This window comes from Rhodococcus sp. MALMAid1271 (assembly GCF_049195265.1).
In the GTDB taxonomy this organism is placed as follows: domain Bacteria; phylum Actinomycetota; class Actinomycetes; order Mycobacteriales; family Mycobacteriaceae; genus Rhodococcoides.
This window is the reverse complement of sequence record NZ_JBMIRQ010000097.1, coordinates 216742-241292: the sequence shown is the minus strand read 5'-3', so window position 1 is coordinate 241292 and position 24551 is coordinate 216742. Positions and strand designations below refer to the sequence as shown.

Sequence of the window (24551 nt, the reverse complement as noted above, 5' to 3'; positions counted from 1 at the left end):
ACGTAAAACCCAAGAGGAAAGGTAACAACCAGTGGCAGTCGAGATGTTCTACGACGACGATGCTGATCTGTCGATCATCCAGGGCCGCAAGGTCGCCGTGATCGGCTACGGAAGCCAGGGCCACGCGCACTCGCTGAGCCTGCGCGACTCGGGCGTCGATGTGCGCATCGGCCTCGCAGCCGGATCGAAGTCCCGCGCCAAGGCCGAGGAGCAGGGTCTGAAGGTCGGCACCCCCGCCGAGGTCTCCGAGTGGGCCGACGTGATCATGGTGCTCGCACCTGATACCGCCCAGGCCAAGATCTTCTCCGAGGAGATCGAGCCCAACCTCGAGGACGGCGACGCGCTGTTCTTCGGTCATGGACTCAACATCCACTTCGACCTGATCAAGGCTCCGGAGTTCGTCACCGTCGGCATGGTCGCCCCCAAGGGCCCCGGACACCTCGTGCGTCGCCAGTTCGTCGACGGCAAGGGCGTTCCGGCTCTGATCGCCATCGATCAGGACCCCAAGGGCGAGGGCCAGGCGCTCGCGCTGTCCTGGGCCAAGGGCATCGGCGGAACCCGCGCCGGAGTCATCAAGACCACGTTCAAGGAAGAGACCGAGACCGACCTCTTCGGTGAGCAGGCCGTGCTGTGCGGTGGCACCGAAGAACTCGTCAAGACCGGCTTCGAGGTCATGGTCGAGGCGGGCTACGCACCCGAGATGGCGTACTTCGAGGTGCTGCACGAGCTCAAGCTCATCGTCGACCTGATGTACGAGGGTGGCATCGCCCGGATGAACTACTCGGTGTCCGACACGGCCGAGTTCGGTGGCTACCTGTCGGGACCGCGCGTCATCGACGCCGGCACCAAGGAGCGGATGAAGGCGATTCTGGCCGATATCCAGTCCGGTGAATTCACCCGTCGTCTCGTCGCCAACGTCGAGAACGGCAACACCGAGCTCGAAGGCCTGCGCAAGGCCAACGCCGAGCATCCCATCGAGGTCACCGGCAAGAAGCTGCGCGACCTGATGAGCTGGGTCGATCGCCCGATCACCGAAACGGCCTGATTCTCAGCGAATCACGGTCCGACGCACGCTGATCGAAGGGCACTGCTACATCCGTGGCGGTGCCCTTCGACGGTCACGTCAGGTGCCGTCACAGGTCGACGCTTCGGGCCTCTAAACTGTTCGTGCTGCACAGCCCCGCCGTATTTCTCACCGACCACGTCTCGAACCGATATAGGGAGTTTTCCACGTGAGCCAGCCAGGCCGTCCTGTCGTTCTGATCGCCGACAAACTTGCGCAGTCCACCGTCGAGGCACTCGGCGACGGGGTCGAGGTTCGTTGGGTCGACGGTCCGGATCGTCCCGCGTTGCTCGCTGCGGTTCCCGAGGCCGACGCGATCCTGGTGCGCTCGGCCACCACCGTCGACGCCGAGGTACTCGCTGCCGGAACCAACCTCAAGATCGTCGCCCGTGCAGGAGTCGGCCTGGACAACGTCGATGTCCCCGCCGCGACCGAGCGTGGTGTGCTGGTCGTGAACGCTCCGACCTCCAACATCCACACCGCCGCCGAGCATGCCGTGACGCTGCTGCTCGCTGCCGCTCGCCAGATTCCGGCTGCCGACGCCACGCTCCGTCAGCACGAGTGGAAGCGCAGCAAGTTCAACGGCGTCGAAATCTTCGGCAAGACGGTCGGTGTCGTCGGACTCGGCCGAATCGGTCAGCTGTTCGCTCAGCGCCTCGCCGCCTTCGAGACCCACATCATCGCCTACGATCCCTACGTCTCGGCCGCTCGCGCCGCGCAGCTGGGCATCGAACTGGTCAGCCTCGACGAACTGCTCGAGCGCGCAGACATGTTCTCGGTGCACCTGCCGAAGACGCCCGAGACCAAGGGCATCATCGGCAAGGAAGCACTGGCCAAGACCAAGCCCGGTGTCATCGTCGTCAACGCCGCACGCGGTGGTCTGGTGGACGAGCAGGCGCTGGCCGACGCCATCACCAGCGGTCATGTCTTCGCCGCCGGTATCGACGTCTACGCCTCGGAGCCGTGCACCGACAGCCCGCTGTTCGAGCTGCCTCAGGTCGTCGTCACCCCACACCTCGGCGCGTCGACCACCGAGGCTCAGGACCGCGCGGGCACCGATGTGGCGAAGTCGGTACTGCTGGCTCTCGCAGGAGAGTTCGTTCCCGACGCCGTCAACGTCAAGGGCGGAGCCGTGGGCGAAGAGGTTTCGCCGTGGCTCGAGATCGTACGCAAGCAGGGTGTCCTGCTCGGGGCACTGTCCACCGAACTTCCCACCTCGCTCTCGGTCGATGTGCGCGGCGAGCTCGCCGCGGAGGACGTCGAGATCCTCAAACTGTCGGCGTTGCGAGGGCTGTTCTCCGCCGTCATCGAGGATGCGGTCACGTTCGTCAACGCCCCGGCACTCGCCGAGGAGCGCGGCGTGACCGCCGAGGTCACCACCGCCTCGGAGAGTGAGAACCACCGCAGCGTCGTCGACGTCCGGGCCGTGTACGGCGACGGTTCGGTCTCGAACGTGGCAGGCACTCTCACCGGCACCACGCAGGTCGAGAAGATCGTCAACATCAACGGTCGCAACTTCGACCTGCGGGCTGCAGGCAAGAACCTCATCGTCAGCTACGCCGATCAGCCGGGCAGCCTGGGCCGGATCGGCACGCTGCTCGGTGAAGCCGGCATCGACATTCAGGCGGCCGCGCTCAGCCAGGACTCCGAGGGCGACGGTGCCACGATTCTGCTGCGCACCGACAAGAACGTGCCTGCGGAGGTGCGCGAGAGCATCGCCGCCGCGGTCGGTGCGTCCACCATCGAGCTCGTCGATCTGTCCTGATCGCTCTGCCAACGGATCGGTCGGACGCCGAAGAATCATGAGGAGTGAGATGAAGCTGGCTGTCATCGCCGGAGACGGAATCGGGCCCGAGGTCGTGACCGAGGCGCTTGCCGTCCTCGACATCGTTGCACCCGGGAGCGACAAGACCGAGTACGACCTCGGTGCGCGTCGCTACAACGCCACCGGCGAGCTGCTGCCGGATTCGGTGCTGGCCGAGTTACGCGAGCACGACGCCATCCTGTTGGGAGCCATCGGCGATCCTTCGGTTCCCAGCGGCGTCCTCGAACGTGGATTGCTGCTGCGGGCTCGATTCGAGCTCGATCACCACATCAATCTGCGTCCGGCCAAGTTGTATCCCGGTGTCGTCGGTCCGCTGGCGGGCGACAAGACAATCGACGTCGTCGTCGTGCGTGAGGGGACCGAAGGGCCCTATACCGGCAACGGCGGAGCGCTTCGTGTCGGTACCCCGCACGAGGTCGCGACCGAGGTCAGCGTCAACACTCGCTACGGGGTGGAGCGGGTGGTGCGCAATGGTTTCGAGCGGGCGCTCACGCGGCGCAAGCACGTGACGCTGCTCCACAAGACCAACGTGTTGACCTTCGCCGGTAGCCTCTGGGCTCGCACGGTGGAGGAGGTCTCTGTCGAGTTCCCGGATGTCGAGGTCGCCTACCAGCACATCGATGCCGCGATGATCCACCTCGTCACCGATCCCAGCCGATTCGATGTCATCGTCACCGACAATCTGTTCGGCGACATCGTGACGGACCTCTCGGCAGCAGTCACCGGCGGAATCGGTTTGGCCGCAAGCGGAAACATCGATGCGACCGGTACCAATCCGAGCATGTTCGAGCCGGTGCACGGCAGCGCTCCCGATATCGCCGGACAGCAGAAGGCCGATCCGACGGCTGCCATCCTGTCGGTGTCGCTGCTGCTGGCACACCTCGGCGACACGGCGAACGCCGAACGGGTCGAGGCCGCGGTCGCGGCGGATCTGGCCGAGCGCGGGACCACGACCGGCACCACCAAGGAGATCGGCGCGCGCATCGCCGCCCGGTTGTAGCCGAATCGAACGCGAAGATGCCACGGCGGGCCCGGCCCGACCGTGGCATCTTCTGTCTCACGGGCATTGATCGATGCCGAGTCAGCCGGCTCGGTCCCGATCCTCGCCGAGGCCTTCGGGGGCCGGATCTGCGGGAACGACCGGTACGGAGAGCGCGGGAAAGACGGCCGAGATCAGGAACGCAAGAGGAAAGCTGACGGCCGCCACGGCACCGAACGCCGGCGGTACAGCCGAAGCGAACACGTACTGACTGGTGTTCTGGACCCCCAGTGCGCGTCCACTCCAGTACGGTCCGGATATCTCTGCCACAGCGGTGAATGCGAGACCGTTCGGAGCAACGGTGGCGATGGATGCGATGACGAGCAGAACGATCGCGGCGGGGGAGTCGAACCAGTCCGCGACAGCGAGTCCGAGCATGCTGGCGGCAGCAGTGACGGCGACCCATCGAAGAGGTCTCATCCGGCTTCCGACACGATCGGAGAGCGCACCCACGCTCATTCGGCCTATGGCCCCGAGGATCTGGGTCGCTGTGACCAGGACGCCTGCCGCAGCTGCCGTCCACCCTCTGTCGGTCATCAACCAGACGAGTGCGTACGTCCACACGACGTATTGGGGCACCACCAGCAGGACGGACGTGGCATGAATGCGCCACAGCTCGCTGCGGGCACGGTAGGGATTGTCGAGCAAGCCCTGAGCGGCCGCGTCGGCGCGATTGGGCCGTGGCGGATCGATAACCGCGAGGCACATCAGTGCGCTCACCGTGCACACGACGGCCGGTACGGCCAACGCCGCTCCCACGCCGTGATCGCGGGCGACGGGCGGGATGGTCAGAGCGGCGATCCCCACTCCCAGCGGCACCGACATCTGCCTGATCCCCATGGCGAGTCCGCGTCGATGCGGTGGGAACCAACCCACCACCACCCGTCCGCTCGCACTGTTGGCGCTTGCGGCCGCCATGCCGCCGATCAACAGCAGGACGGCCAGCATCGGAATGGAGGTGCTCACGACCGCCGCGATACTCGCCGCCGCCGTGAGTCCGAGGCCGACCGCCAGAACGAGACGCTCGCCGATGCGATCGACGAGTACGCCCCAGGCGATGAGGGTGAGCATGATGCCGACGGTGGGCATCGCCACGACGAATCCCGCGGTTGCGAGCCCGAGCCCTCGGTCGTTGTGCAGGGCGGGAATGAGAAATGCGGCGCCGTTGATGAAGACTGCGCCGGCCGTCTGCGCGAGCATTCCGAGTACGAGCATGAACCACCGGCGTGCCTCGCCGATCTCGGACAACTGCTCGGTGGCGTTCATGGCGTCCTTCCAATTCCCAATATATGGACATTGTTTCTTGAGATGTGGAACTCAGACGGAACATTACACCCGCGAAAGGTCCACGGAACGGACGGTGTCGTCGGACGGAGAACCACGGTCGATAGACTTTCGACATGCGTCTCGGTCGAATTGCAAGTCCTGATGGTGTGGCATTCGTGAGTATCGAAGGTGACGGTGATTCGCAGACTGCGAAGGAAATCGCCGAACATCCTTTCGGCACACCCACATTCACGGGTCGGTCGTGGCCACTGGCCGACGTCCGACTGCTCGCGCCCATCCTTGCCAGCAAGGTCATCGCCATCGGTAAGAACTATGCCGCGCACGCGGCCGAGATGGGCGGTGAGGCACCGAAGGATCCCGTGATCTTCATCAAACCGAACACTTCCATCGTCGGTCCCGGTGCCGCCATAGTGCTGCCACCGTCGTCGAACGAGGTGCACTACGAGGGTGAGCTGGCCATCGTGATCGGCCGTCCGTGCAAGGACGTCCCCGCGGCCAAGGCGTACGAGGTGGTGCTCGGATACACCGTCGCCAACGACGTCTCGGCCCGCGACCATCAGAAGCACGACGGGCAGTGGACTCGCGCCAAGGGGCACGACACCTTCTGTCCGCTCGGGCCGTGGATCGAGACCGCACTCGATCCATCCGATCTCGAGATCAAGACCGAGGTCGATGGTGCCGTCAAGCAACAGAGCCGCACTTCGCTTCTGCTGCACGATATTCCGGCGATAATCGAATGGGTCTCGGCGGTGATGACGCTGCTCCCGGGCGATGTCATCCTCACCGGAACACCCGAGGGGGTCGGACCCATCACCGACGGTGACAACGTCTCGATCACCGTCGAGGGAATCGGCACCCTGACCAATCCCGTCGCAGCGAAGAAGTAGGGCAACGATGACCACAGCAACAGAGGTTCGCGTACGGTTCTGCCCGTCTCCGACCGGCACCCCGCACGTCGGCCTGGTGAGAACTGCTCTGTTCAACTGGGCATTCGCCAAGCATCACGGTGGAACCTTCGTTTTTCGGATCGAGGACACCGACGCATCGCGCGACTCCGAGGAGTCCTACGCCGCCCTGCTCGATGCCTTGCGCTGGCTCGGCCTGGAGTGGGACGAGGGCCCCGAGGTGGGCGGCCCGTACGAGCCCTACCGTCAGTCGTTGCGTCGCGACCAGCACACGGCCGTCGTGCAGCAGTTGCTCGACGCAGGAGAAGCCTACGAGTCGTTCTCCACCCCGGAGGAAGTCGAAGCTCGGCACAAGGCCGCAGGCCGCGACCCCAAACTCGGCTACGACAACTTCGACCGCGACCTGACCCCCGAGCAGCGGCAGAGCTTTCTGGACGAGGGCCGTGGAGCCGTCGTGCGGCTGCGGATGCCCGATCACGACCTCACCTGGAACGACCTGGTACGCGGGGAGACGACCTTCCGGGCCGGTACGGTCCCGGACTTCGCATTGACGCGCGGCAACGGCGTTCCGCTGTACACGTTGGTCAACCCGGTCGACGACGCCCTGATGAGGATCACTCACGTTCTGCGCGGCGAGGACCTACTGTCCTCGACGCCTCGTCAGCTGGCCCTCTACGAGGCATTGATCCGAATCGGCGTTGCCGATCGAACACCCGAGTTCGGACACTTGCCGTTCGTCATGGGGCAGGGCAACAAGAAGCTGTCCAAGCGCGATCCGGAATCCAACCTCTTCATTCACCGCGACCGGGGGTTCATCCCGGAGGGACTGCTGAACTACCTCGCCCTTCTCGGCTGGGGAATCTCGGACGATCACGACGTCTTCTCGCTCGACGAGATGGTGGCGGCATTCGAAATCTCCTCGGTCAACTCGAATCCGGCGCGTTTCGATCAGAAGAAGGCCGATGCGATCAACGCCGAGCACATCAGGATGCTCACGACCGACGATTTCGCGACTCGGTTGCGGCACTATCTTCTCGGGCAGGGGAATCTGGTCGAACCGATCGACGACGAGGTCTTCGCCGTTGCCGCCGAGTTGGTGCAGACCCGAATCGTCGTGCTCTCGGACACATGGGGACTGCTGAAGTTTCTGTTCGTCGACGAGGCGGATTTCGAGATCGATCCTGCCGCGGCAGCCAAGAATCTCGGTGCCGACGCCGCGCCGGTCCTCGACGCCGCAATCGCGGCACTGACGGCAACGGCGACCTGGGCGACCGCGGACTTGGAATCCGCTCTCAAACTCGCACTGATCGACACCTTGGAACTCAAGCCGCGCAAAGCGTTTGCGCCGATTCGGGTGGGAGTGACCGGCTCGCACATCAGCCCGCCGCTGTACGAGTCGATGGAACTGCTCGGGCGCGAGAAGACTCTCGCACGTCTGGCAGCCGCCCGCGCCCGCATCGCGTGACGATGGTCTGCCAGATGCGCACTCCGGCGTCCGGTCGCAGCGTCCGGTGAGCGTGACCGACCGGCTGGATCGACTGCAGCGCCGTCGGCCAGTGCTCGGATTCCCCATCGCGGTCATCTACAAGTTCGTCGACGATCAGGGCGGCTACCTCGCCGCCCTGATCGCGTACTACGCCTTCGTTTCGCTCTTTCCTGCGCTGCTGCTCTTCTCCACGATCCTGGGGATCGTGTTACGGGGCAACCCGGAGCTGGTGCAACAGATCTTGAATTCCGCGCTCGGGCAGATCCCGGTGATCGGGGACGAATTGGGGCGACCCGAACGCATCGGCGGGGGCACCCTCGGTCTGGTCGTTGGCGTCCTCGGCTCCCTGTACGGCGGCCTCGGGGTGTCCGTTGCGTTGCAGAACGCGATGAACATCGCGTGGGTCGTACCGAAGAACTTGCGGCCCGATCCCCTTCGAGCCCGCCTGCGCGGATTGGGTCTGCTCAGTACGGTCGGGCTGGCGGTTCTCGCCATCACGGCAGTGAACGTACTCAGTGCCGCAGGGTATTTCGGCTCGGAATCCGGGTTCGTGGTGTTCGTGCTCGGCACCCTGTTCTACGTCGGAGTGTTCGTCGTGGCGTTCCGACTCGCGACAGTGCGTCCGGTGTCGATCTCGCAGGTGTTGCCGGGAGCGATCGTGGCCGGCCTGACCTGGCAGCTACTGCAGACCTTCGGCAGCGTGTACGTCAAGTACGTCGTCGGCAATGCGAGCGTCGCGAACGGTGTGTTCGCGGTCGTGCTCGGATTGTTGGCGTTCATGTACGTGACCGCGGTGTCGATCGTGATCTGCATCGAGATCAACGTCGTTCGTGTCGATCGATTGTTTCCGCGGTCTCTGCTGGCTCCGTTCGTCGACGACGTGGACCTGACCGAGGGCGACAAACTCACCTACACCGGACAGGCAGAAGCTCAGCGCAGTAAGGCTTTCGAGGACATCGAGGTGACGTTCGAGGAACCGGCACGAGCTCAGTCGACATCCTCCTCCGAATCGGACGCCGAAGCCCCGTAGAAGCGGCCGATTCTCGTCTCCATGGGAAAGCGCACCGCAGTATCGCCGAACATCAGTCGGCTCGCCGTCGACGCCGCCGACGACACGGCCTCCGATACCCGATCGGCGTCGGCCAGCCGGCAGTGCACCACCACCTCGTCGTGTTGAAAGAACACCAGTTCACTGTCGCCGAAGCTGCCCTCGGCCAACCGGCCACGCAGATCCGCCAGCAGGCACAATGCCCATTCCGCGGCGGTGGCCTGAACGACGAAGTTTCTGGTGAAACGCCCCCGCGCGTGCGCGTCTCCGTTCGACCACCACTGCGCCGATGGCGGTGGGCATGCTCGGCCCAGCCAGGAGTGGACGACCTCGCCTCGTTCGCCCGCCCGGGCAGCGGATTCGACGAGGGCGACGGCGCCGGGAAACTTCGCTCGTAGGCGTGTCAGCAATCCGCGTGCCTCACCCGAGGTCGCGCCGTACAGCACCCCGAGAACGGCGACCTTGGCATGGCCGCGATCACCGTCGAACGATTCCGCGGCCACCGGTGCGTAGAGATCCGCGGTGCCTGCCGCGGCCACCATGCGTGGATCGCCGGACATCGCAGCGAGGATTCGTGGTTCGAGCTGGCCCGCATCGGCAGCGACGAAGGTGTGGCCGGAATCGGCGATCACGCTCGCTCGCAACGGCTTCGGGATCTGCAAGCCGCCTCCGCCGCGGCTCGCCCACCTGCCCGAGACCACGGCACCGGGAACGTAGACCGGGCGGAATCGGTCGTCTCGTACCCAGGTGTCGAGCCAGTGCCACCCGTTCGTGGTGTGCAGTTTCGACAGATCGCGATGGCGCAGCAGTAACGGAACAGCCGAGTGGTTCACCTCGCGGATGACGTGTGCGCGAGTCGATGTCAGTTCGATTCCGGAACGTGCGAATGCGGCCACCACCTCCACCGGAGAGGACGGGTTGACGCGTCTGCCGAACGCCGAGGAGATCTCGCTCTCCAGTTTCACCAGAGCCGGGGGAGTCGAGCCGTCGACGGGACGGGCCCCGAGCATCGACTCGAGGTGACGGCGATGCGCCGCAGCCGAGAACGGCAATCCGTCGTAGGTCATCTCCGCCGCGGCCAGAGCCCCGGCCGACTCGGCCGCCGCCAGCAGTTGCAGTGCGCGATCGTCGCCGATCTCGAGTAGCTGGCGTCGGTACTCCTCGAGCACCGCTGCGGGGTCGGAGTGAGGATCGGCGTCGAACAATCCCGGCCGCAGGTCCGCGGGCAGTGACGGGGCAGTCGCAATGCCGGTCCGCATCGCCAGAATCGCACCCACCAACGCAAGATCGTGACAGCGGCGCACGCGTACGTCGTTCGCGAGCAGGCGAGGGTAGATCCGCCCGGTGTCCTGCCACACCCACCTGGGTTGCTCGGCACGTTCGAGCTCGGCGACGGCCGCGGCAGTATCGTCGACGACGGTGGGATCGCCGCATACCGAGCCGTCGTCGTCGAGACGCGTCAGCACTGCCTGGTGGCCGCGAGGGACGACGAGGACCTTCATCGGATTCGGCGGAACGTGCGCGCGGTCATGACGAACAAGTCTGCTCGACGCGCGTTCGGGCGTGCAGAGCAGGTTCGCGGCAGGTGCGAGGATCGCAGTCCGGGGCCCGGACGAGTGCGACACCGGGAGGTTTCGGGTGCTCTGAGCAGCCGATTTGGAGAATGGGTAGGCACCTTTGATAGTCTCTATCCCGGCTCGAAACGCAGTGCACACCGAACGCGGTGAGCAATTCGATTCAAGTCCTTTGGGGTATGGTGTAATTGGCAACACAGCGGTTTCTGGTACCGCCATTCTAGGTTCGAGTCCTGGTACCCCAGCAGCCATCAGCGGTGATTTTGCCGCCGGTGCTGAGGCAGTTATGCTGACTCAGCGACTCGTTCGATACGACACGAGTCTTGCTCGAAGTATGCAGGTGAAGTTCCTGGCCCCGTCGTCTAGCGGCCTAGGACGCCGCCCTCTCAAGGCGGTAGCGCGGGTTCGAATCCCGTCGGGGCTACAACAGACAACACCCTCTCGGTCCTCGGACCGGGAGGGTGTTGTCATGTCCGGGTGTTGTCATGTCCGGGCGGGTGTCGGTTGCGGTACGGGAGGGTGTCAGACGCTCTTGCGCCGGAACATTTTCTGATGGTCGGCCGGACCGTGGACGTTGCCGACCTTGGGTCCACCGTCCTTGTGCTCGACGGAGTTGTGGGACTTGCTGTTCTTGCGCTCCAGTACCTCGCGGAACTTCTTCTTCAGTTCTTCACTGCCGGATTCGGGCATGGGTGACTCCTCGCAGTCGACGACCGGCCGGTGGGGCCGTTCGAGACGAACGTACTCCGTTTTCTGCGCGCGATCAGTTTCTTTTTCGGTAGTGCTGCTGGGCGCACGGTCGGTGCTCAGAGTCGCTTGTGCAGTGCGTCGGCCGCTGCGAGTAGATCGGCGGCCCAGCGCGCACCGGGCTTGCGGCCGATTCGGTCGATGGGTCCCGATACCGAGATCGCCGCCACCACAGCGTCGTTGCCGTCGCGCACCGGCGCTGCGACGCTCGCGACGCCGGGTTCTCGCTCTCCTGCGCTCTGTGCCCAGCCGCGTCGTCGAACTTCGATGAGGACGCGCTCACTGAATTCCGCTTCGGGAAGCACGATACGTTTGGTTTGCGAATCTGCCCATGCCAGAAGGACTTTGGCTCCGGAACCAGCCGTCATCGGGAGCCGGGCGCCCACGAGGACAGTGTCTCGAAGTCCGGTCGGGGGCTCCATGGAGGCGACGCAGACACGGACCGATCCTTCGCGCCGATAAATCTGCACGCTCTCTCCGGTGATCTCGCGCAGGCGCGGTAGCACGGAGGCGGCCGCGTCGAGCAGTGCATCCGAGGCGCTCGACGCGAGTTCTCCTAGTCCCGGCCCGGTACGCCACAGGCCGTCGGCATCTCGAACGAGGAGGCGGTGGGTTTCCAGTCCGACTGCGAGTCGGTGTGCGGTGGCGCGGGGCAGGGTGGTTCGAGCGCAGAGATCGCCCAGATTGCATGGCTTCTCGGCCACTGCGTGCAGCACTGCCATCGCCTTGTCGAGCACTCCGATACCGCTCGATTGGTCTACGAGGCCACCCAGGCTATGCTGTCTCATAGAACGATATTAGCCTCCCGAATGCTGAGATCGCACAATTGTGAGATCACGCGAGCGTCGAGGAGCATGATGTCGAGACGATCATGCGCCGAATGAACCACCCCGTTCGCCCGGCGCGGCGACAGGAAAGACGAGGTCTGCGACACCGATGTCCGAAACACCGAAGACTTTGGCGGAGAAGGTATGGGACCAGCATGTGGTGGTCCGAGGCGGCGGAGAAGACGGAGCGCGTGAGCCGGATCTGATCTACATAGACCTTCACCTCGTACACGAGGTGACCAGCCCGCAGGCCTTCGACGGTCTGCGGTTGGCCGGCCGTGGACTTCGACGCCCCGATCTGACGATCGCGACCGAGGATCACAATGTCCCCACGGCCGACATCTTCGCGCCCATCGCAGATCTCGTCTCGCGTACCCAGGTCGACACCCTTCGCCGCAACTGCGAGGAATTCGGCGTTCGGCTCTACCCGATGGGTGACCTCGATCAGGGCATCGTGCACATCATCGGTCCGCAGTTGGGTCTGACCCAGCCCGGCATGACCGTCGTGTGCGGCGACAGCCACACCTCGACGCATGGTGCCTTCGGTTCCATCGCCATGGGAATCGGAACGAGCGAGGTCGAGCATGTGATGGCCACCCAGACCCTGTCGTTGCGTCCGTTCAAGACGATGGCGATCACCGTCGACGGTGAACTCGCCCCCGGTGTGACGAGCAAGGACCTCATTCTCGCGGTGATCGCCCAGATCGGAACCGGTGGCGGCCAGGGGTACGTACTCGAGTACCGCGGCGAGGCCATTCGGAAATTGTCGATGGAAGCGCGAATGACCATCTGCAACATGTCGATCGAAGCCGGCGCACGGGCAGGGATGATCGCCCCGGACGAGATCACCTACGAGTATCTCGCGGGGCGTCCGCACGCCCCCCAGGGAGCCGACTGGGACGCCGCGGTAGCGGCATGGAACGAGCTCGCGACCGATCCGGATGCGGTGTTCGACAGTGAGGTCCACATCGACGCCGACACGCTGACTCCGTTCGTCACGTGGGGAACCAATCCGGGTCAGGGTGTGCCGCTCGGTGGTTCCGTGCCCGACCCGGAGTCGATGACCGACGAGAGCGAGCGGGTAGCGGCCCAGAAGGCCCTGCAGTACATGGGTCTCGAAGCGGGTACACCGATCCGGGAGATCGCCGTCGACACCGTGTTCGTCGGTTCGTGCACCAACGGCCGGATCGAGGATCTGCGCGCCGTGGCGTCGGTCCTCGAGGGCCGCACAGTTGCCGAGGGGGTGCGAATGTTGGTGGTACCCGGGTCCATGCGGGTGCGAGCACAGGCGGAAGAGGAAGGCCTCGGCGACATATTCACGGCCGCGGGAGCCGAGTGGCGACAGGCCGGATGCTCGATGTGCCTGGGAATGAACCCCGACCAGTTGGCTGCGGGCGAGCGATCGGCGTCGACCTCGAATCGCAACTTCGAGGGCAGGCAGGGCAAGGGCGGTCGAACTCATCTCGTCTCACCTCTGGTCGCAGCCGCTACGGCGGTTCGCGGAACCTTTTCTTCTCCGGCCGATCTCGCGTAGAAGCGCTGTCGGCCCGGATCGATCGAACGCACAAGGAGTCAATTCGATGGAAGCTTTCACTCGGCATACCGGTATCGGAGTTCCGCTGCGGCGGTCCAATGTCGACACCGACCAGATAATCCCCGCGTCCTACCTCAAGCGGGTCACCCGCACGGGATTCGAGGACGGGTTGTTCGCGGCCTGGCGCTCGGATCCGAACTTCATCTTGAACCTCGAGCCGTACAACCGAGGTTCGGTGCTCGTTGCCGGGCCCGATTTCGGGACGGGATCGTCACGCGAGCATGCCGTCTGGGCGCTTTCGGACTTCGGTTTCAGGGTCGTGATCGCGTCTCGGTTCGCCGATATCTTTCGCGGAAACTCGGGCAAAGCCGGGCTGCTGGCGGCCGAAGTCGAGCAGTCGGACGTCGAATTGCTGTGGAAAGCCTTAGAAGAACAGCCGGGATTGGAAATAATTGTCGATCTCGTCGACAAGACCGTAACGGCTGGAACTTTGGTGGTGCGCTTTGCGATTGACGACTACACCAGATGGCGTCTGCTGGAAGGTCTGGACGACATCGGACTGACATTGCGCCAGGTAGAGGCCATTGCGGAGTACGAAAAGTCAAGGCCGTCATACAAACCCCTGACGCTCCCGGCGCGGATCGAAGCCCCGCACGAAAGCTGACTTGGAGGGGGTCCGACACGCTTTGCGGCCGTGAATCATTCCGCGACACGTCATGAAAATTGGCGTGGCGCATAGACTCTTGACGACTTGGGGTTTACCGTTGTAGTAGTCGGTCCGACGATGGGCCACAATATAGCGGAGGAAATCCATGAACAAGGCAGAGCTGATCGACGCCCTGACCGAGAAGTTGGGGTCTGACAGGCGGAGCGCCACAGAGGCTGTCGAGAACATCGTCGACACCATCGTGCGCGCAGTGCACCGAGGCGAGAGCGTCACGATCACAGGCTTCGGTGTGTTCGAGCAGCGTCGTCGCGCAGCACGTGTCGCGCGGAACCCCCGCACCGGCGAGACTGTCCGCGTCAAGCCGACCAACGTTCCGGCGTTCCGGCCCGGCGCGCAGTTCAAGGCCGTCATCGCAGGCGGACAGAAGTTGCCTGCCACCGGTCCGGCCGTCAAGCGTGGCTCGGCTGCGGCTCCGGCCAAGAAGACTGCTGCGGCGAAGAAGACGGCTGCCAAGAAGGCAGCTGTGAAGACGACCGCGCGCAAGGCAACCACGGCAGCTGCCAAGAAGGCGGCACCGGCCAAGACCACCGCGCGCAAGGCCGCAGCTCCCGCGAAGACCGCCGCCAAGAAGGCAGCGCCCGCCAAGACCACGGCGCGCAAGACCGCCGCCAAGAAGGCTCCGGCCAAGACGGCTGCCAAGAAGACCGTAGCCAAGAAGGCTCCGGCCAAGAAGGCTCCCGCGAAGAAGGCTCCCGCGAAGAAGGCTCCGGCCAAGCGCGCAGCAAAGAAGTAGAGCCTGCAGACTTCACGTATCGAATACGGCGTGATGTCGACGCCCGCGTAGCCCGACACAGCAAGGCCCCCGACTCGATCGAAGAGTCGGGGGCCTTGCTGTCGCTCGCGGCAGCTGCCCTAATTGTCGGCGACGAGCGTGGGAAGGGGACTGGCAATGTGATCGGCCGCAACGAGCCTGCCTTTGTGACGCGAGAGCACCCACACACTGCCTTTTCGGTTTCTGTTGGCAGGCAACGTAATTCCGTCTTTCTCGGCCCACCAACGCATCAGATCGGGGATCACCTTGCCCTGACTGCAGACCACGGGTGTGCCGGGTAGGTCGGCGATGTCGCGAGCACGACGGCGCCCCTTTCGCGGGTCGTCCGCATAGCCCTCCTCGGACAACAGGTGCTCGGAGACGACAGGTACCCCCAGCGAGTCGGCGTAGGGACCGACCGTCTGGACGCATCGGGCACGATCGGCCGCGTACACCGCATCACCCCCGAAAGCACGGAGCAACGGCACCAACGACTCGGCCTGCCGTCTTCCGGTCTTGTCGAGCGGGCGCTCGACGTCGTTGCCCTTGAACCGCGATCGCGAACCCGCGCTGCCGTGCCGAACGAACAGCACCGTCGAGGTATCGGCCGGCTCCGCCATGAACCGCCGAAGGATCTTGTGGTCCATGGGATATGACAGTTCATTGCCGATGTCGCCTGGCGCGATCCACCGCAGTTCGTCCACCTCGGCGTTGGGGACGAACGCCCCTCCGGTTGCCTCTGCCGCCCAGTAGAGAACCTTCTTCATTCGGCGGTGGCCGGGGACCGGGTACGTGACATAGGACAGCGACCGTCCGAGGCGTGAGTCGAATCCGGTCTCTTCCTTGACCTCTCGAACAGCGGCATCGATGGACGTTTCACCGGGATCGAGCTTGCCCTTGGGAAAGGACCAGTCGTCGTACTTCGGGCGGTGGACGATCGCGACCTCGACAGACGACGCCTTCTTCGGTGAGCGTCGCCACAGGATCGAACCGGCTGCAAAGATGTTGGCGCGCGGGGAGCCGTCGGAAGTGCCCATCAGGAGGCCTGGTTCCTCCGGCTGCGCATCAGTTCGACCTGATGCTCACGGACCTTCTCGCCCTGCGCCGGTGAGGCCACCCAGCCACCGTCCGGTCCCAGTACCCAGCATCGGGTGGTGGGGTCGAGAGCAGAGTCGAAGATGTCACCGAGTTGTTTCGCCAGCCGAGGATCCTTGACCTGAGCCATCACCTCGACTCGGCGGTCGAGGTTGCGGTGCATCATGTCTGCGCTGCCGATCCAGAATTCGTCGGCACCCTGGAAATGCAGAATCCGCGAGTGTTCCAGGAATCGACCGAGGATCGAACGAACCTCGATGTTCTCCGACAGACCCGGTACTCCCGGCTTCAGTGCGCAGATTCCGCGAACCACCACCTTGACCGGAACCCCTGCGATCGACGCGCGATAGAGGGCGTCGATGACCTGCTCGTCGACCAATGCGTTCGCCTTGAGGCGAATTCCGGCCGCACGGCCCGCCTCGAGGTGTTCGACCTCGGCCTCGATGCGGTCGACGATTCCGCCGCGAACTCCGTACGGTGCGACGAGCAAGTTGCGGTACTTGGACTTCCGGGAGTATCCGGTGAGCGAGTTGAACAGATCGGTGAGGTCGGCTCCGATTTCTGGAGACGAGGTGAGCAAACCGACGTCCTCGTAGATGCGCGCGGTCTTGGGGTTGTAGTTGCCGGTACCGATGTGGCAGTACCGACGAATGACGGACCCTTCACGCCGCACGACGAGACAGGTTTTGCAGTGTGTCTTGAGGCCGACCAGGCCGTACACCACGTGCACGCCCGCCTTTTCCAGTTTGCGCGCCCACTCGATGTTCGCCTGTTCGTCGAAACGCGCTTTGATCTCGACCAGCGCAACGACCTGTTTGCCCGCCCCGGCGGCGTCGACGAGCGCGTTGACGATCGGGGAGTCTCCGGAGGTGCGATACAGAGTCTGCTTGATCGCGAGCACTTGTGGGTCGGCTGCGGCTTGCTCGATGAAGCGTTGAACGCTGGTGGAGAAGGAATCGTAGGGATGGTGCACCAACACATCGCCGTCGCGCAGGGTCGAGAAGACACTCTTGGGCGTCTCTCGCTCACCGAATGCCGGGTGGGTGGCAGGGACGAAGGGTGCGTCCTTGAGATTGGGGCGGTCGACACTGTAGACCTGCCACAAGCACGACAGATCGAGCAGTCCGGGAACCTGGATGACGTCGCCTGGATCGACATCGAGTTCGCGCAGTAGTAGTTCGAGCATGTGCTCGGTCATGTCGTCGGCGATCTCGAGACGAACAGGCGAGCCGAAACGTCTGCGGGCGAGTTCTCGTTCCAGTGCCTGCAGCAGATCTTCGTCGCGGTCTTCCTCCACCTCGAAATCGGCGTTGCGCGTGATGCGGAACGCATGGCTCTCCACCACCTCCATTCCAGGGAACAGGGCGTCGAGATGTGCCGAGATCAATTCCTCCATCGACAGGAAGGCGTCGACGCGGTGATTGCCTTCACCGCGTTTGACGCGCACGAAGCGGTCGACATTGTCCGGAACTTTGACGCGGGCGAAGTGTTCGCCGCTTGTGGAGTAATCCTTCACTGTCACAGCGAGATTGAGGCTCAGGCCGCTGATGTACGGAAACGGATGTGCGGGGTCGACGGCCAGTGGTGTGAGGACAGGAAACACCTGCTCGGTGAAATACTCCGAGAGCCGCGCACGTTCGTCGCTGTCGAGATCCGACCAGCGGATGATCGCGATGCCCTCGGCGGTGAGCTCGGGCAGGATCGAATCCAGCAGCACTCGCGCATGTTTGAGTGCGAGCTCCTGGGTGCGTTGACCGATCACCGCGAGCTGTTCACGCGGTGTCATACCGTCGGCGGACCGAACCGAAAGTCCGGTTTCGTCACGACGTTTGAGGCCGGCAACCCGAACCATGTAGAACTCGTCGAGATTGGATGCATAGATGGCGAGAAACTTCGCCCGTTCGAGCAGCGGAAGCGAGGAGTCCTCGGCGAGCGCCAGGACCCGGGAGTTGAAGTCGAGCCAGCTCAATTCCCGGTTGAGATAGCGGTTTTCGGAGAGGACGGTGGCGGCATCCACCGATTCCGGTGTGGCGGCCGGCAACGCGGACGGGATGCTCGGCATCGTCGCAGCGATCGGGGCGCTCCAGGCGGCACCAGAGCCGTTGCCTTCTCCTGTCTCGATCGACGGATCTTCGTTCGCTGGCTGCACGTCGTCTCTGCTCACGGGACGATCATCCCCCATATACGGCTCGCGTGAAACTCCGATGTACGAAACTCCGATGTACGAAACGCGGTCAGGCCGTCGTGGTCGACGCGTCGCCGCTCCAACCGAGCGAAGCCAGGACGGCCGCCGTCGCTGGCCCGACACCGAGGGCATGCGCTCGTTCGAGATCGGAGACAGTGTCGACGTCGAGCCGGAGCCCCGGCCACTTGCCGTCGAGTTCCACTGCGCCGGACTCGGTGTGACGGCGCGCAGAGTGGGCACCGAACAATGGAGTTAGCTCGTCCGGGGAGTCTTTGAGAATCAGTGCGGCGGTACCCGTGCCGTGATGATCGACCACCAGCGATCTGCCTCCGCGGCGAGCAGCGGCGTATGCCTGCGCGAGTTCGGCCGAACGCAGCGCCGGAAGATCGGCTTGCAGTGCGATGATGTCGATGGACGCGACCGGCGGAGCGTCGCCCGCCAGGACCTCTGCCTCGATGTGCTCGCGGCGCAGTACGTATGCCGCCGACGCGAACGCGTGATTGAGTCGTTCGTTGGCGGACTGCTCGGGGCCGCCGATCGGTTCGTCGAACACGCGTGCACCGATTCCGCGAGCGGTGTCGGCGACGATCGGATCCGGGGTGACCACCGTGACCGAATCCACCACCGATATCGCTGCAGTCACGGTGTCGCTGAGCATCGCCAGCACCAACCGGGTTCGCTCGGCAGCCGAAAACTCGGCAGCCAAGCGGGACTTCGCCGTCGTGAGATCCTTCACGGCGATGACAACGTCGACCGTCCGCTCGGCACGGTCCGATGACGTGGCCGGTCGATCGCGGTCCTCGGCTCGTGATGCACCCATGGTGATCGATCCTGCCAGCGCCACGGATCTGCGCCGACTCCGACCGCCCGAGCACGTTGTCGAGTTAGGGTGACGCGCGTAGGCAAGGCACCGGGATCGAGCGAGGGGTTGGCGGTATGAGTAGAGCAGCGGTACTGGGGTCGGGTTCGTGGGGTACGGCGTTCGCCAAGGTGCTGGCCGATGCCGGAACCGAGGTGACCATGTGGGCTCGCCGCGAAGAACTTGCTGCTGCGGTCACCGAGCACCACGAGAACAAGGACTACCTTCCCGGAATCGAGCTGCCGTCCTCGATTCGCGCCACCAGCGATCCGGCTCGTGCGCTCGACGGGGCCGACATAGTGGTGCTTGCCGTGCCGTCGCAGTCTCTGCGAGCCAATTTGGAGGACTGGACCGAATCGATCCCAGCGCACGCGACATTGCTGTCCTTGGCCAAAGGGATCGAGACCGGGACGCTCATGCGGATGAGCCAGGTGATCTCTCAGGTCACCGGAGCCGATCCGAGCCGAGTGGCGTGTCTGTCCGGCCCCAACCTCGCGCGTCCGATTGCCGAGGGACAGCCCGCTGCCACCGTCATCGCATGCTCCGACTCGCAGCGCGCCCTCGAGATCCAGAAATCGTGTGCCACCGGATACTTTCGGCCGTACACCAATTCCGATGTCATCGGTGCCGAGGTCGGTGGTGCCTGCAAGAACGTCATCGCCCTCGCGTGTGGGATGGCAAGTGGCGTCGGGTACGGGGAGAACACCCTGGCATCGATCATGACCAGGGGCTTGGCCGAGATCATCCGACTCGGGGTAGCGCTCGGTGCTACGCCGTCGACGCTGTCCGGCCTGGCCGGGGTGGGCGATCTCGTTGCCACCTGTTCCTCCCCGCTCTCTCGCAACCGCACATTCGGTGAGCGATTGGGTTCGGGCGGCTCACTCGAGAGTGCGCAGGAAGCCGCGCACGGACAGGTGGCCGAGGGAGTCAAATCGTGTACCTCGGTGCGCGCTCTCGCCGAGAGCTACGACGTCGAGATGCCGCTGACCGATGCCGTGCATCGGGTGTGCCACGCAGGCATGTCCGTTCCGGACGCGGTCGGTCATCTGTTGGGACGGCGCATCAAGCCAGAGTGAGGCAGTGACCGAGGTCTCGCGACCAACAGGGCGACTCTTCGTTCGGCGCGTCGCGACGGTACGGTTTCACCTCGTGAGTACTCCCCGCATCAAAGTTGCCGTCGTCTTCGGTGGCAGGAGCAGTGAGCACGCTGTCTCCTGTGTATCGGCAGGTAGCGTGCTGGCGAATCTCGATCCCGACAAGTACGAGGTGGTCCCCGTCGGCATCACCCCGGACGGTGCCTGGGTGCTCGGATCGAGCGATCTCGAGGCTCTGACGATTCACGACCGGGTACTTCCCACCGTGGACAAGGCGGGAACAGCCCTCGCCCTCAGTACCGATCCGGGGCACGCCGGTGCGTTGCTCGCTCTCGGGGAGGGCGAAGGGGGAACGGTGTTGGCTTCGGTCGACGTCGTCTTCCCGGTTCTGCACGGACCGTACGGTGAGGATGGCACGCTGCAGGGCCTGCTGGAGTTGGCCGGTGTTCCGTACGTCGGGCCAGGGGTGCTGGCCAGCGCGGCAGGCATGGACAAGGAATTCACCAAGAAGCTTCTGGGAGCCGAAGGGCTTCCGATCGGCCGTCAGGTGGTACTTCGACGCGGGGTCGACGATCTGACCGACGCCGAGCGCGACACCATCGGGTTGCCTGCGTTCGTCAAGCCCGCCAGAGGCGGATCGTCCATCGGCATCTCGCGTATCACCGCATGGGATCAACTGAGCACCGCGATTGCCCTGGCGCGTGAGCACGATCCGAAAGTGATCGTGGAGGGAATGATCCACGGCCGTGAGGTCGAGTGCGGGGTACTCGAATTTCCCGACGGCAGCGTGCGCGCGAGCGCAGTCGCCGAGATTCGGCTTCCGGACGCGGCGGCCGACGATCACGCCTTCTACGACTTCGACACCAAGTACCTCGACGACGTCAGTGAGTTCGAGATCCCGGCCGCACTCGACGATGCCACCAGCGACCGCATCCGCGAACTCGCTGTCGCGGCGTTCCGGGCACTGGATTGCCAGGGACTGGCTCGGGTGGACTTCTTCGTCACCGCTGACGGACCGGTCATCAACGAGATCAACACGATGCCCGGGTTCACGTCCATCTCGATGTACCCCAAGATGTGGGCGCACTCCGGCGTGGACTACTCGACGCTCGTCAGCACCCTGATCGACACCGCTCTCGCCCGCGGCACCGGATTGCGCTAGGGGCGCGCGGGCTACGGCAACGGAGCCGGGTCGAGGGGTTGCTGAGGCAGTGCGTTCGCCACGGCAGTCGACGCATCCTGAATGGGCGTCGGGCCCGTTCCGCCCGGGACGGTCAGCGCGACGTAGACACCGCGGTCGACGACGAACCAGGTGCTGGCATCGATTCCGTCGTCGCTTCCGGACACCTCGAACCACTGAACGCCGTTGATCACCTGAAGTGGTGCCGCGACATCGAAACCGATGGGGCGGGGCAGACCGCATCGCAACACGACCGGCTCTGCGTTCTCCTCGGACGAGACCCATGCGCGAACTCCGACGGGCGCAGGCTGCGCCAACTCGGCTTCGGTGTAGTCGCCCAGGTTCTCGGGCAGTGCGTCCAGTAACGAGGCGCACTGCGCGCTCGAGGCATCGGGGGCATCCACCGGTCCGAGGGCAACGGGATCGTGGACCGGGGAGCGATTGACCGCGATGGCAGCGACCAGGACTCCGACGACCAGGGCAACCGGGAGCGCGATGGCGGTGGCGATCACCGCAGGATGACGCTGCTCTCGAGTGTTCACGCCCTCGCTGTTCTCTGTAGCGCCGTCCTCGGTGGCGTGATTTTCGTTGCCGTTATTTTCGGTGCTGTGATCTTCGTTGCCGGTATCAGGTGAGCTCACGAGTTATCCGATGGACGCGGGCGACTGCGGGGCCACCGGGCAGGTGAGGGTGCGTGTGATCGCATCGACCTTCTGGATGCGGGAGACGATCTCGGCGACCTCGCCGTCGGAGGCCCCGTCAGCTCGCGCGATCACGTCGTACGGCCCGACCACTGCCTCGGCCGACACCACGCCGTCGACGGTCTCGATCTGCTGCGCGACGGCCGTCGCGCGCCCCACCTCGGTCTGAACGAGGACGAATGCTTGCACCATCGGTGGTCCCTTTCTCCTGCCGGACTTCTCGACTGTAAATTGAGTCCACTACGTTCTGTTCGCACGTGATCTGCTGCGTCGGTGCTGTCCCGGCCGCCGCTAAAAGGTACCGCAGGCTCGTCACGTGCTCCGCGTGAGACCGTCCCGCGCACCGCGCTCTCGGAGAGGAACATCATCGACGACCCCGGCACCGAATCGGCCGCAGACATCGAACGCACCGTTGCACAGGTCGGTGAATTCGATGTGATCGCCCGCGCCGTCGCGGGCCGTGTGCAACCGCCCTCGACCATCCTCGGGCCAGGCGACGACGCGGCCATTGTCGCCGCCGCCGACGGCCGAATCGCGGCATCGACCGATATGTTGGTGCATGGCAGGCATTTTCGGCTCGATTGGTCCAGTCCGGTTCAGATCGGCCGGAAGGCGATTGCGCAGAATGGCGCGGACATCGCTGCGATGGGTGCGCAATGCTCGGGGTTTCTCGTCTCGCTCGGGTGCCCGGCCGACACCCCGGTGAGTGTGATCGACGGGATCAACGAGGGTATGTGGCTCGAGGCCGCAGCCGCCGGATCGGCCGTTGTCGGTGGTGACCTCGTGCAATCCTCGGAGCTGGTGATTTCGATCACCGCGCTCGGCGACCTCCAGGGCAGAGCTCCTGTGCTCCGCTCGGGTGCGCGGGTCGGTGATCTGATCGCGTACGCGGGTCGGCTGGGGTGGTCCGCTGCCGGACTGGCGTTGCTGCTCGCCGGCCGAGACCGCACCGGCCACGACCTGGTTCTGGACGCACATCGAGTGCCGGCACCGCCGTACCGTGCCGGTGTGGAGGCAGCCGAGGCAGGCGCGCACTCGCTCACCGACGTCTCCGACGGTTTGTGCTCCGATCTCGGGCACATCGCCGTTGCGTCGGGGGTCGGAATGGTCATCGACCCCGAGCGATTGTTTGTGCCACCCGAACTGCACTCGGCAGCAACGGAATTGGGAGTCGATCCGGTGGACTGGATACTGACCGGGGGAGAGGATCACGCTCTGGTCGGCACGTTCGACGGGCTCGGCACCATCCCGCAGGGGTGGACGGTCATCGGCCGCGTCGAGGACCGCGACGGTGAGCAGGCGAGGCCGGTGACCGTCGAGGGACGCATCGGATCGGGCAGAACGGGATGGACGAGCTTCGAGAGCACATGAACGTGCTCGGGTTCGATCGACTCGGCTAAGTTGCAGAGATGGCTATCTACGCACTCGGTGATCGCGAACCGGACATCCATCCAGACGCCTATGTCCATCCCGACGCGGTGGTGATCGGCGCGGTGACACTGGCGGCAGGCTCCTCGGTGTGGCCCACAGCGGTTCTGCGGGCAGATTACGGCACCATTTCCATCGGCGCGGGTACCAACGTTCAGGACGGCACGGTGGTGCACTGCACGCCGATCGATGCGACGGTGATCGGCGCGGGATGCGTGCTGGGCCACAACGCGCATGTCGAGGGTGCGACGATCGGCGATCACTGTCTGATCGCATCGGGCTCGGTCGTGCTCAACGGCTCGAAGATCGGTTCCGGCTCGATAGTCGGGGCGGGCGCGGTGGTGCCGTTCCGGTTCGTCGTCCCCGAGCGATCCATGGCGTTGGGAGTGCCCGCGAAAATTCGGGAGGGATATCAGGTGCCCGAAGGGCATGTGGACGTCAATGTGCAGATGTACTCGGCCAACGCTGCGTACTACCGCGACGCGCTGCGGCGGATCGACCGGTGACGGCCCGGCCACTTGCCGAGAGTGTCGAGGCGGGATGGGCGCGTGCTCTTGCGCCTGTCGAGTCGAATATTGCTGCCATGGGCGACTTTCTGCGAGCCGAACTCGCGGCCGGTCGGCATTACCTGCCCGCGGGCGAGAACGTGCTGCGTGCGTTCGGTCACCCGTTCGATCGAGTTCGCGTCCTCATCGTCGGTCAGGATCCCTATCCGACGCCGGGGCATGCAGTGGGGCTGAGCTTTTCCGTTGCACCAGACGTCACGCCGGTACCGCGCAGCCTGAGCAATATCTTCAAGGAATACTCGGCGGACCTCGGACTGCCCACGCCGAGCACCGGTGACCTCACACCCTGGGCCGACCGAGGTGTGATGTTGCTCAACAGGGTTCTCACCGTCGAACCGGGACAGGCAGCTTCCCATCGGAAGAAGGGATGGGAAGCGGTGACCGAGCACGCAATTCGCGCACTGGTGGCCCGGGCCGGCGATCCCGACGAGCCCGGACTGGTGGCGGTTTTGTGGGGCCGCGACGCGGCGACACTCAAGCCGATGCTCGGATCGGTGCCGTGTATCGAATCTGCGCACCCGTCACCGCTGTCCGCCTCCCGCGGGTTCTTCGGGTCCAAGCCGTTCAGCCGAGTCAACCAATTGTTGGTCGAGGGCGGAGACGAACCGATCGACTGGACGCTGCCGTGAT

23 protein-coding genes and 2 tRNA genes are annotated in these 24551 nt (G+C 64.7%); 16 read left to right on the top strand and 9 right to left on the bottom strand.

The features are described 5' to 3' along the window. Window positions 1-43: 43 nt before the first annotated feature. The 3 genes from ilvC to ACOQFP_RS15725 all read left to right on the top strand — a co-directional run bounded on the left by ilvC (window position 44) and on the right by ACOQFP_RS15725 (window position 3888). A complete protein-coding gene (gene ilvC / locus ACOQFP_RS15735; RefSeq protein WP_421584869.1) occupies window positions 44-1045 on the top strand; it encodes a ketol-acid reductoisomerase in 1002 nt (333 codons plus the stop codon). Window positions 1046-1232: 187 nt separating this feature from the next. After that, the gene (gene serA, locus ACOQFP_RS15730; RefSeq protein WP_206490318.1) at window positions 1233-2828 is read left to right on the top strand and encodes a phosphoglycerate dehydrogenase; all 1596 of its coding nucleotides are present in this window, start codon (window positions 1233-1235) and stop codon (window positions 2826-2828) included. 49 nt (window positions 2829-2877) lie between these two features. Then, window positions 2878-3888, top strand: coding sequence for a 3-isopropylmalate dehydrogenase (locus tag ACOQFP_RS15725; RefSeq protein ID WP_421584832.1), 1011 nt, complete (start codon window positions 2878-2880; stop codon window positions 3886-3888). An 81-nt stretch (window positions 3889-3969) separates the two neighbouring features. Here the strand turns inward: ACOQFP_RS15725 and ACOQFP_RS15720 are convergent, their stop codons facing one another. Then, entirely contained in the window at window positions 3970-5193 is a 1224-nt protein-coding gene (locus ACOQFP_RS15720) for an MFS transporter (protein WP_421584831.1), read from the bottom strand. 134 nt (window positions 5194-5327) lie between these two features. On the opposite strand from ACOQFP_RS15720, the gene ACOQFP_RS15715 reads away from it, so the two are divergent. From ACOQFP_RS15715 to ACOQFP_RS15705, 3 genes are read left to right on the top strand one after another with little or no spacing between them, the layout of a single operon-like run. After that, window positions 5328-6101, top strand: coding sequence for a fumarylacetoacetate hydrolase family protein (locus tag ACOQFP_RS15715; protein WP_206490325.1), 774 nt, complete (start codon window positions 5328-5330; stop codon window positions 6099-6101). Window positions 6102-6108: 7 nt separating this feature from the next. After that, window positions 6109-7584 carry a glutamate--tRNA ligase gene (gltX, locus tag ACOQFP_RS15710; RefSeq protein WP_421584830.1) on the top strand — a complete coding sequence of 492 codons (1476 nt, stop codon included), beginning with the start codon at window positions 6109-6111 and terminating at the stop codon, window positions 7582-7584. A gap of 46 nt (window positions 7585-7630) precedes the next feature. Then, window positions 7631-8635 (top strand): YihY/virulence factor BrkB family protein, encoded by a 1005-nt coding sequence (locus ACOQFP_RS15705; RefSeq protein WP_206490329.1) that lies wholly within the window; start codon window positions 7631-7633, stop codon window positions 8633-8635. Here the strand turns inward: ACOQFP_RS15705 and ACOQFP_RS15700 are convergent. Further along, entirely contained in the window at window positions 8593-10155 is a 1563-nt protein-coding gene (locus ACOQFP_RS15700; RefSeq protein WP_341245002.1) for a bifunctional 3'-5' exonuclease/DNA polymerase, read from the bottom strand. The genes ACOQFP_RS15705 and ACOQFP_RS15700 overlap by 43 nt on opposite strands. Window positions 10156-10400: 245 nt before the next feature. On the opposite strand from ACOQFP_RS15700, the gene ACOQFP_RS15695 reads away from it, so the two are divergent. After that, a tRNA-Gln gene (locus ACOQFP_RS15695) sits at window positions 10401-10472 on the top strand. A gap of 106 nt (window positions 10473-10578) precedes the next feature. Further along, window positions 10579-10651: transfer RNA gene (locus ACOQFP_RS15690), tRNA-Glu, on the top strand. A gap of 98 nt (window positions 10652-10749) precedes the next feature. Here the strand turns inward: ACOQFP_RS15690 and ACOQFP_RS15685 are convergent. Next, on the bottom strand, window positions 10750-10917 hold the full coding sequence (locus ACOQFP_RS15685) for a DUF5302 domain-containing protein (RefSeq protein ID WP_206490333.1): 168 nt from the start codon (window positions 10915-10917) through the stop codon (window positions 10750-10752). Window positions 10918-11033: 116 nt separating this feature from the next. Then, window positions 11034-11762, bottom strand: coding sequence for an IclR family transcriptional regulator (locus ACOQFP_RS15680; protein ID WP_206490335.1), 729 nt, complete (start codon window positions 11760-11762; stop codon window positions 11034-11036). A 148-nt stretch (window positions 11763-11910) separates the two neighbouring features. Here ACOQFP_RS15680 and leuC point away from each other — a divergent pair, with 148 nt between their 5' ends. From leuC to ACOQFP_RS15665, 3 genes are all read left to right on the top strand, one after another. Continuing rightward, on the top strand, window positions 11911-13335 hold the full coding sequence (gene leuC, locus ACOQFP_RS15675; protein WP_206490337.1) for a 3-isopropylmalate dehydratase large subunit: 1425 nt from the start codon (window positions 11911-11913) through the stop codon (window positions 13333-13335). A gap of 46 nt (window positions 13336-13381) precedes the next feature. Continuing rightward, entirely contained in the window at window positions 13382-13999 is a 618-nt protein-coding gene (gene leuD, locus ACOQFP_RS15670) for a 3-isopropylmalate dehydratase small subunit (protein WP_421584829.1), read from the top strand. 148 nt (window positions 14000-14147) lie between these two features. Then, window positions 14148-14795: an HU family DNA-binding protein gene (locus tag ACOQFP_RS15665; protein WP_421584828.1), complete on the top strand. Its 648-nt coding sequence runs from the start codon at window positions 14148-14150 to the stop codon at window positions 14793-14795. Window positions 14796-14914: 119 nt separating this feature from the next. Here ACOQFP_RS15665 and ACOQFP_RS15660 read toward each other — a convergent pair whose 3' ends face one another. The 3 genes from ACOQFP_RS15660 to cofC all read right to left on the bottom strand — a co-directional run bounded on the left by ACOQFP_RS15660 (window position 14915) and on the right by cofC (window position 18913). After that, window positions 14915-15850, bottom strand: a complete 936-nt coding sequence (locus ACOQFP_RS15660; protein WP_206490343.1) for an NUDIX hydrolase — start codon at window positions 15848-15850, stop codon at window positions 14915-14917. After that, the gene (locus ACOQFP_RS15655) at window positions 15850-17970 is read right to left on the bottom strand and encodes an RNA degradosome polyphosphate kinase (protein ID WP_241257037.1); all 2121 of its coding nucleotides are present in this window, start codon (window positions 17968-17970) and stop codon (window positions 15850-15852) included. The genes ACOQFP_RS15660 and ACOQFP_RS15655 overlap by 1 nt, the downstream gene beginning before the upstream one ends. Before the next feature lie 172 nt (window positions 17971-18142). Then, window positions 18143-18913, bottom strand: a complete 771-nt coding sequence (gene cofC / locus ACOQFP_RS15650) for a 2-phospho-L-lactate guanylyltransferase (RefSeq protein ID WP_421584827.1) — start codon at window positions 18911-18913, stop codon at window positions 18143-18145. Between the two features lie 116 nt (window positions 18914-19029). Here cofC and ACOQFP_RS15645 point away from each other — a divergent pair, with 116 nt between their 5' ends. After that, a complete protein-coding gene (locus ACOQFP_RS15645) occupies window positions 19030-20028 on the top strand; it encodes an NAD(P)H-dependent glycerol-3-phosphate dehydrogenase (RefSeq protein WP_206490349.1) in 999 nt (332 codons plus the stop codon). Between the two features lie 73 nt (window positions 20029-20101). After that, complete coding sequence (locus ACOQFP_RS15640) at window positions 20102-21208, top strand: D-alanine--D-alanine ligase family protein (protein WP_421584826.1); 1107 nt, start codon at window positions 20102-20104, stop codon at window positions 21206-21208. An 11-nt stretch (window positions 21209-21219) separates the two neighbouring features. On the opposite strand, the gene ACOQFP_RS15635 is transcribed toward ACOQFP_RS15640, so the two are convergent. Beyond that, window positions 21220-21768: a DUF3515 domain-containing protein gene (locus ACOQFP_RS15635; RefSeq protein WP_307830835.1), complete on the bottom strand. Its 549-nt coding sequence runs from the start codon at window positions 21766-21768 to the stop codon at window positions 21220-21222. A 102-nt stretch (window positions 21769-21870) separates the two neighbouring features. Beyond that, a complete protein-coding gene (locus ACOQFP_RS15630; RefSeq protein ID WP_421584825.1) occupies window positions 21871-22119 on the bottom strand; it encodes an Lrp/AsnC ligand binding domain-containing protein in 249 nt (82 codons plus the stop codon). Between the two features lie 243 nt (window positions 22120-22362). Between ACOQFP_RS15630 and ACOQFP_RS15625 the strand changes: the two genes are divergently transcribed. Genes ACOQFP_RS15625 through ACOQFP_RS15615 form a run of 3 tightly spaced genes read left to right on the top strand, consistent with a single transcriptional unit; the run spans window position 22363 to window position 24550 of the window. Beyond that, complete coding sequence (locus ACOQFP_RS15625) at window positions 22363-23298, top strand: thiamine-phosphate kinase (protein ID WP_421584868.1); 936 nt, start codon at window positions 22363-22365, stop codon at window positions 23296-23298. 38 nt (window positions 23299-23336) lie between these two features. After that, on the top strand, window positions 23337-23861 hold the full coding sequence (locus ACOQFP_RS15620) for a gamma carbonic anhydrase family protein (protein WP_206490354.1): 525 nt from the start codon (window positions 23337-23339) through the stop codon (window positions 23859-23861). Beyond that, window positions 23858-24550 (top strand): uracil-DNA glycosylase, encoded by a 693-nt coding sequence (locus ACOQFP_RS15615; protein ID WP_206490356.1) that lies wholly within the window; start codon window positions 23858-23860, stop codon window positions 24548-24550. Before ACOQFP_RS15620 ends, ACOQFP_RS15615 begins: the two co-directional genes overlap by 4 nt. Window position 24551 lies beyond the last annotated feature (1 nt).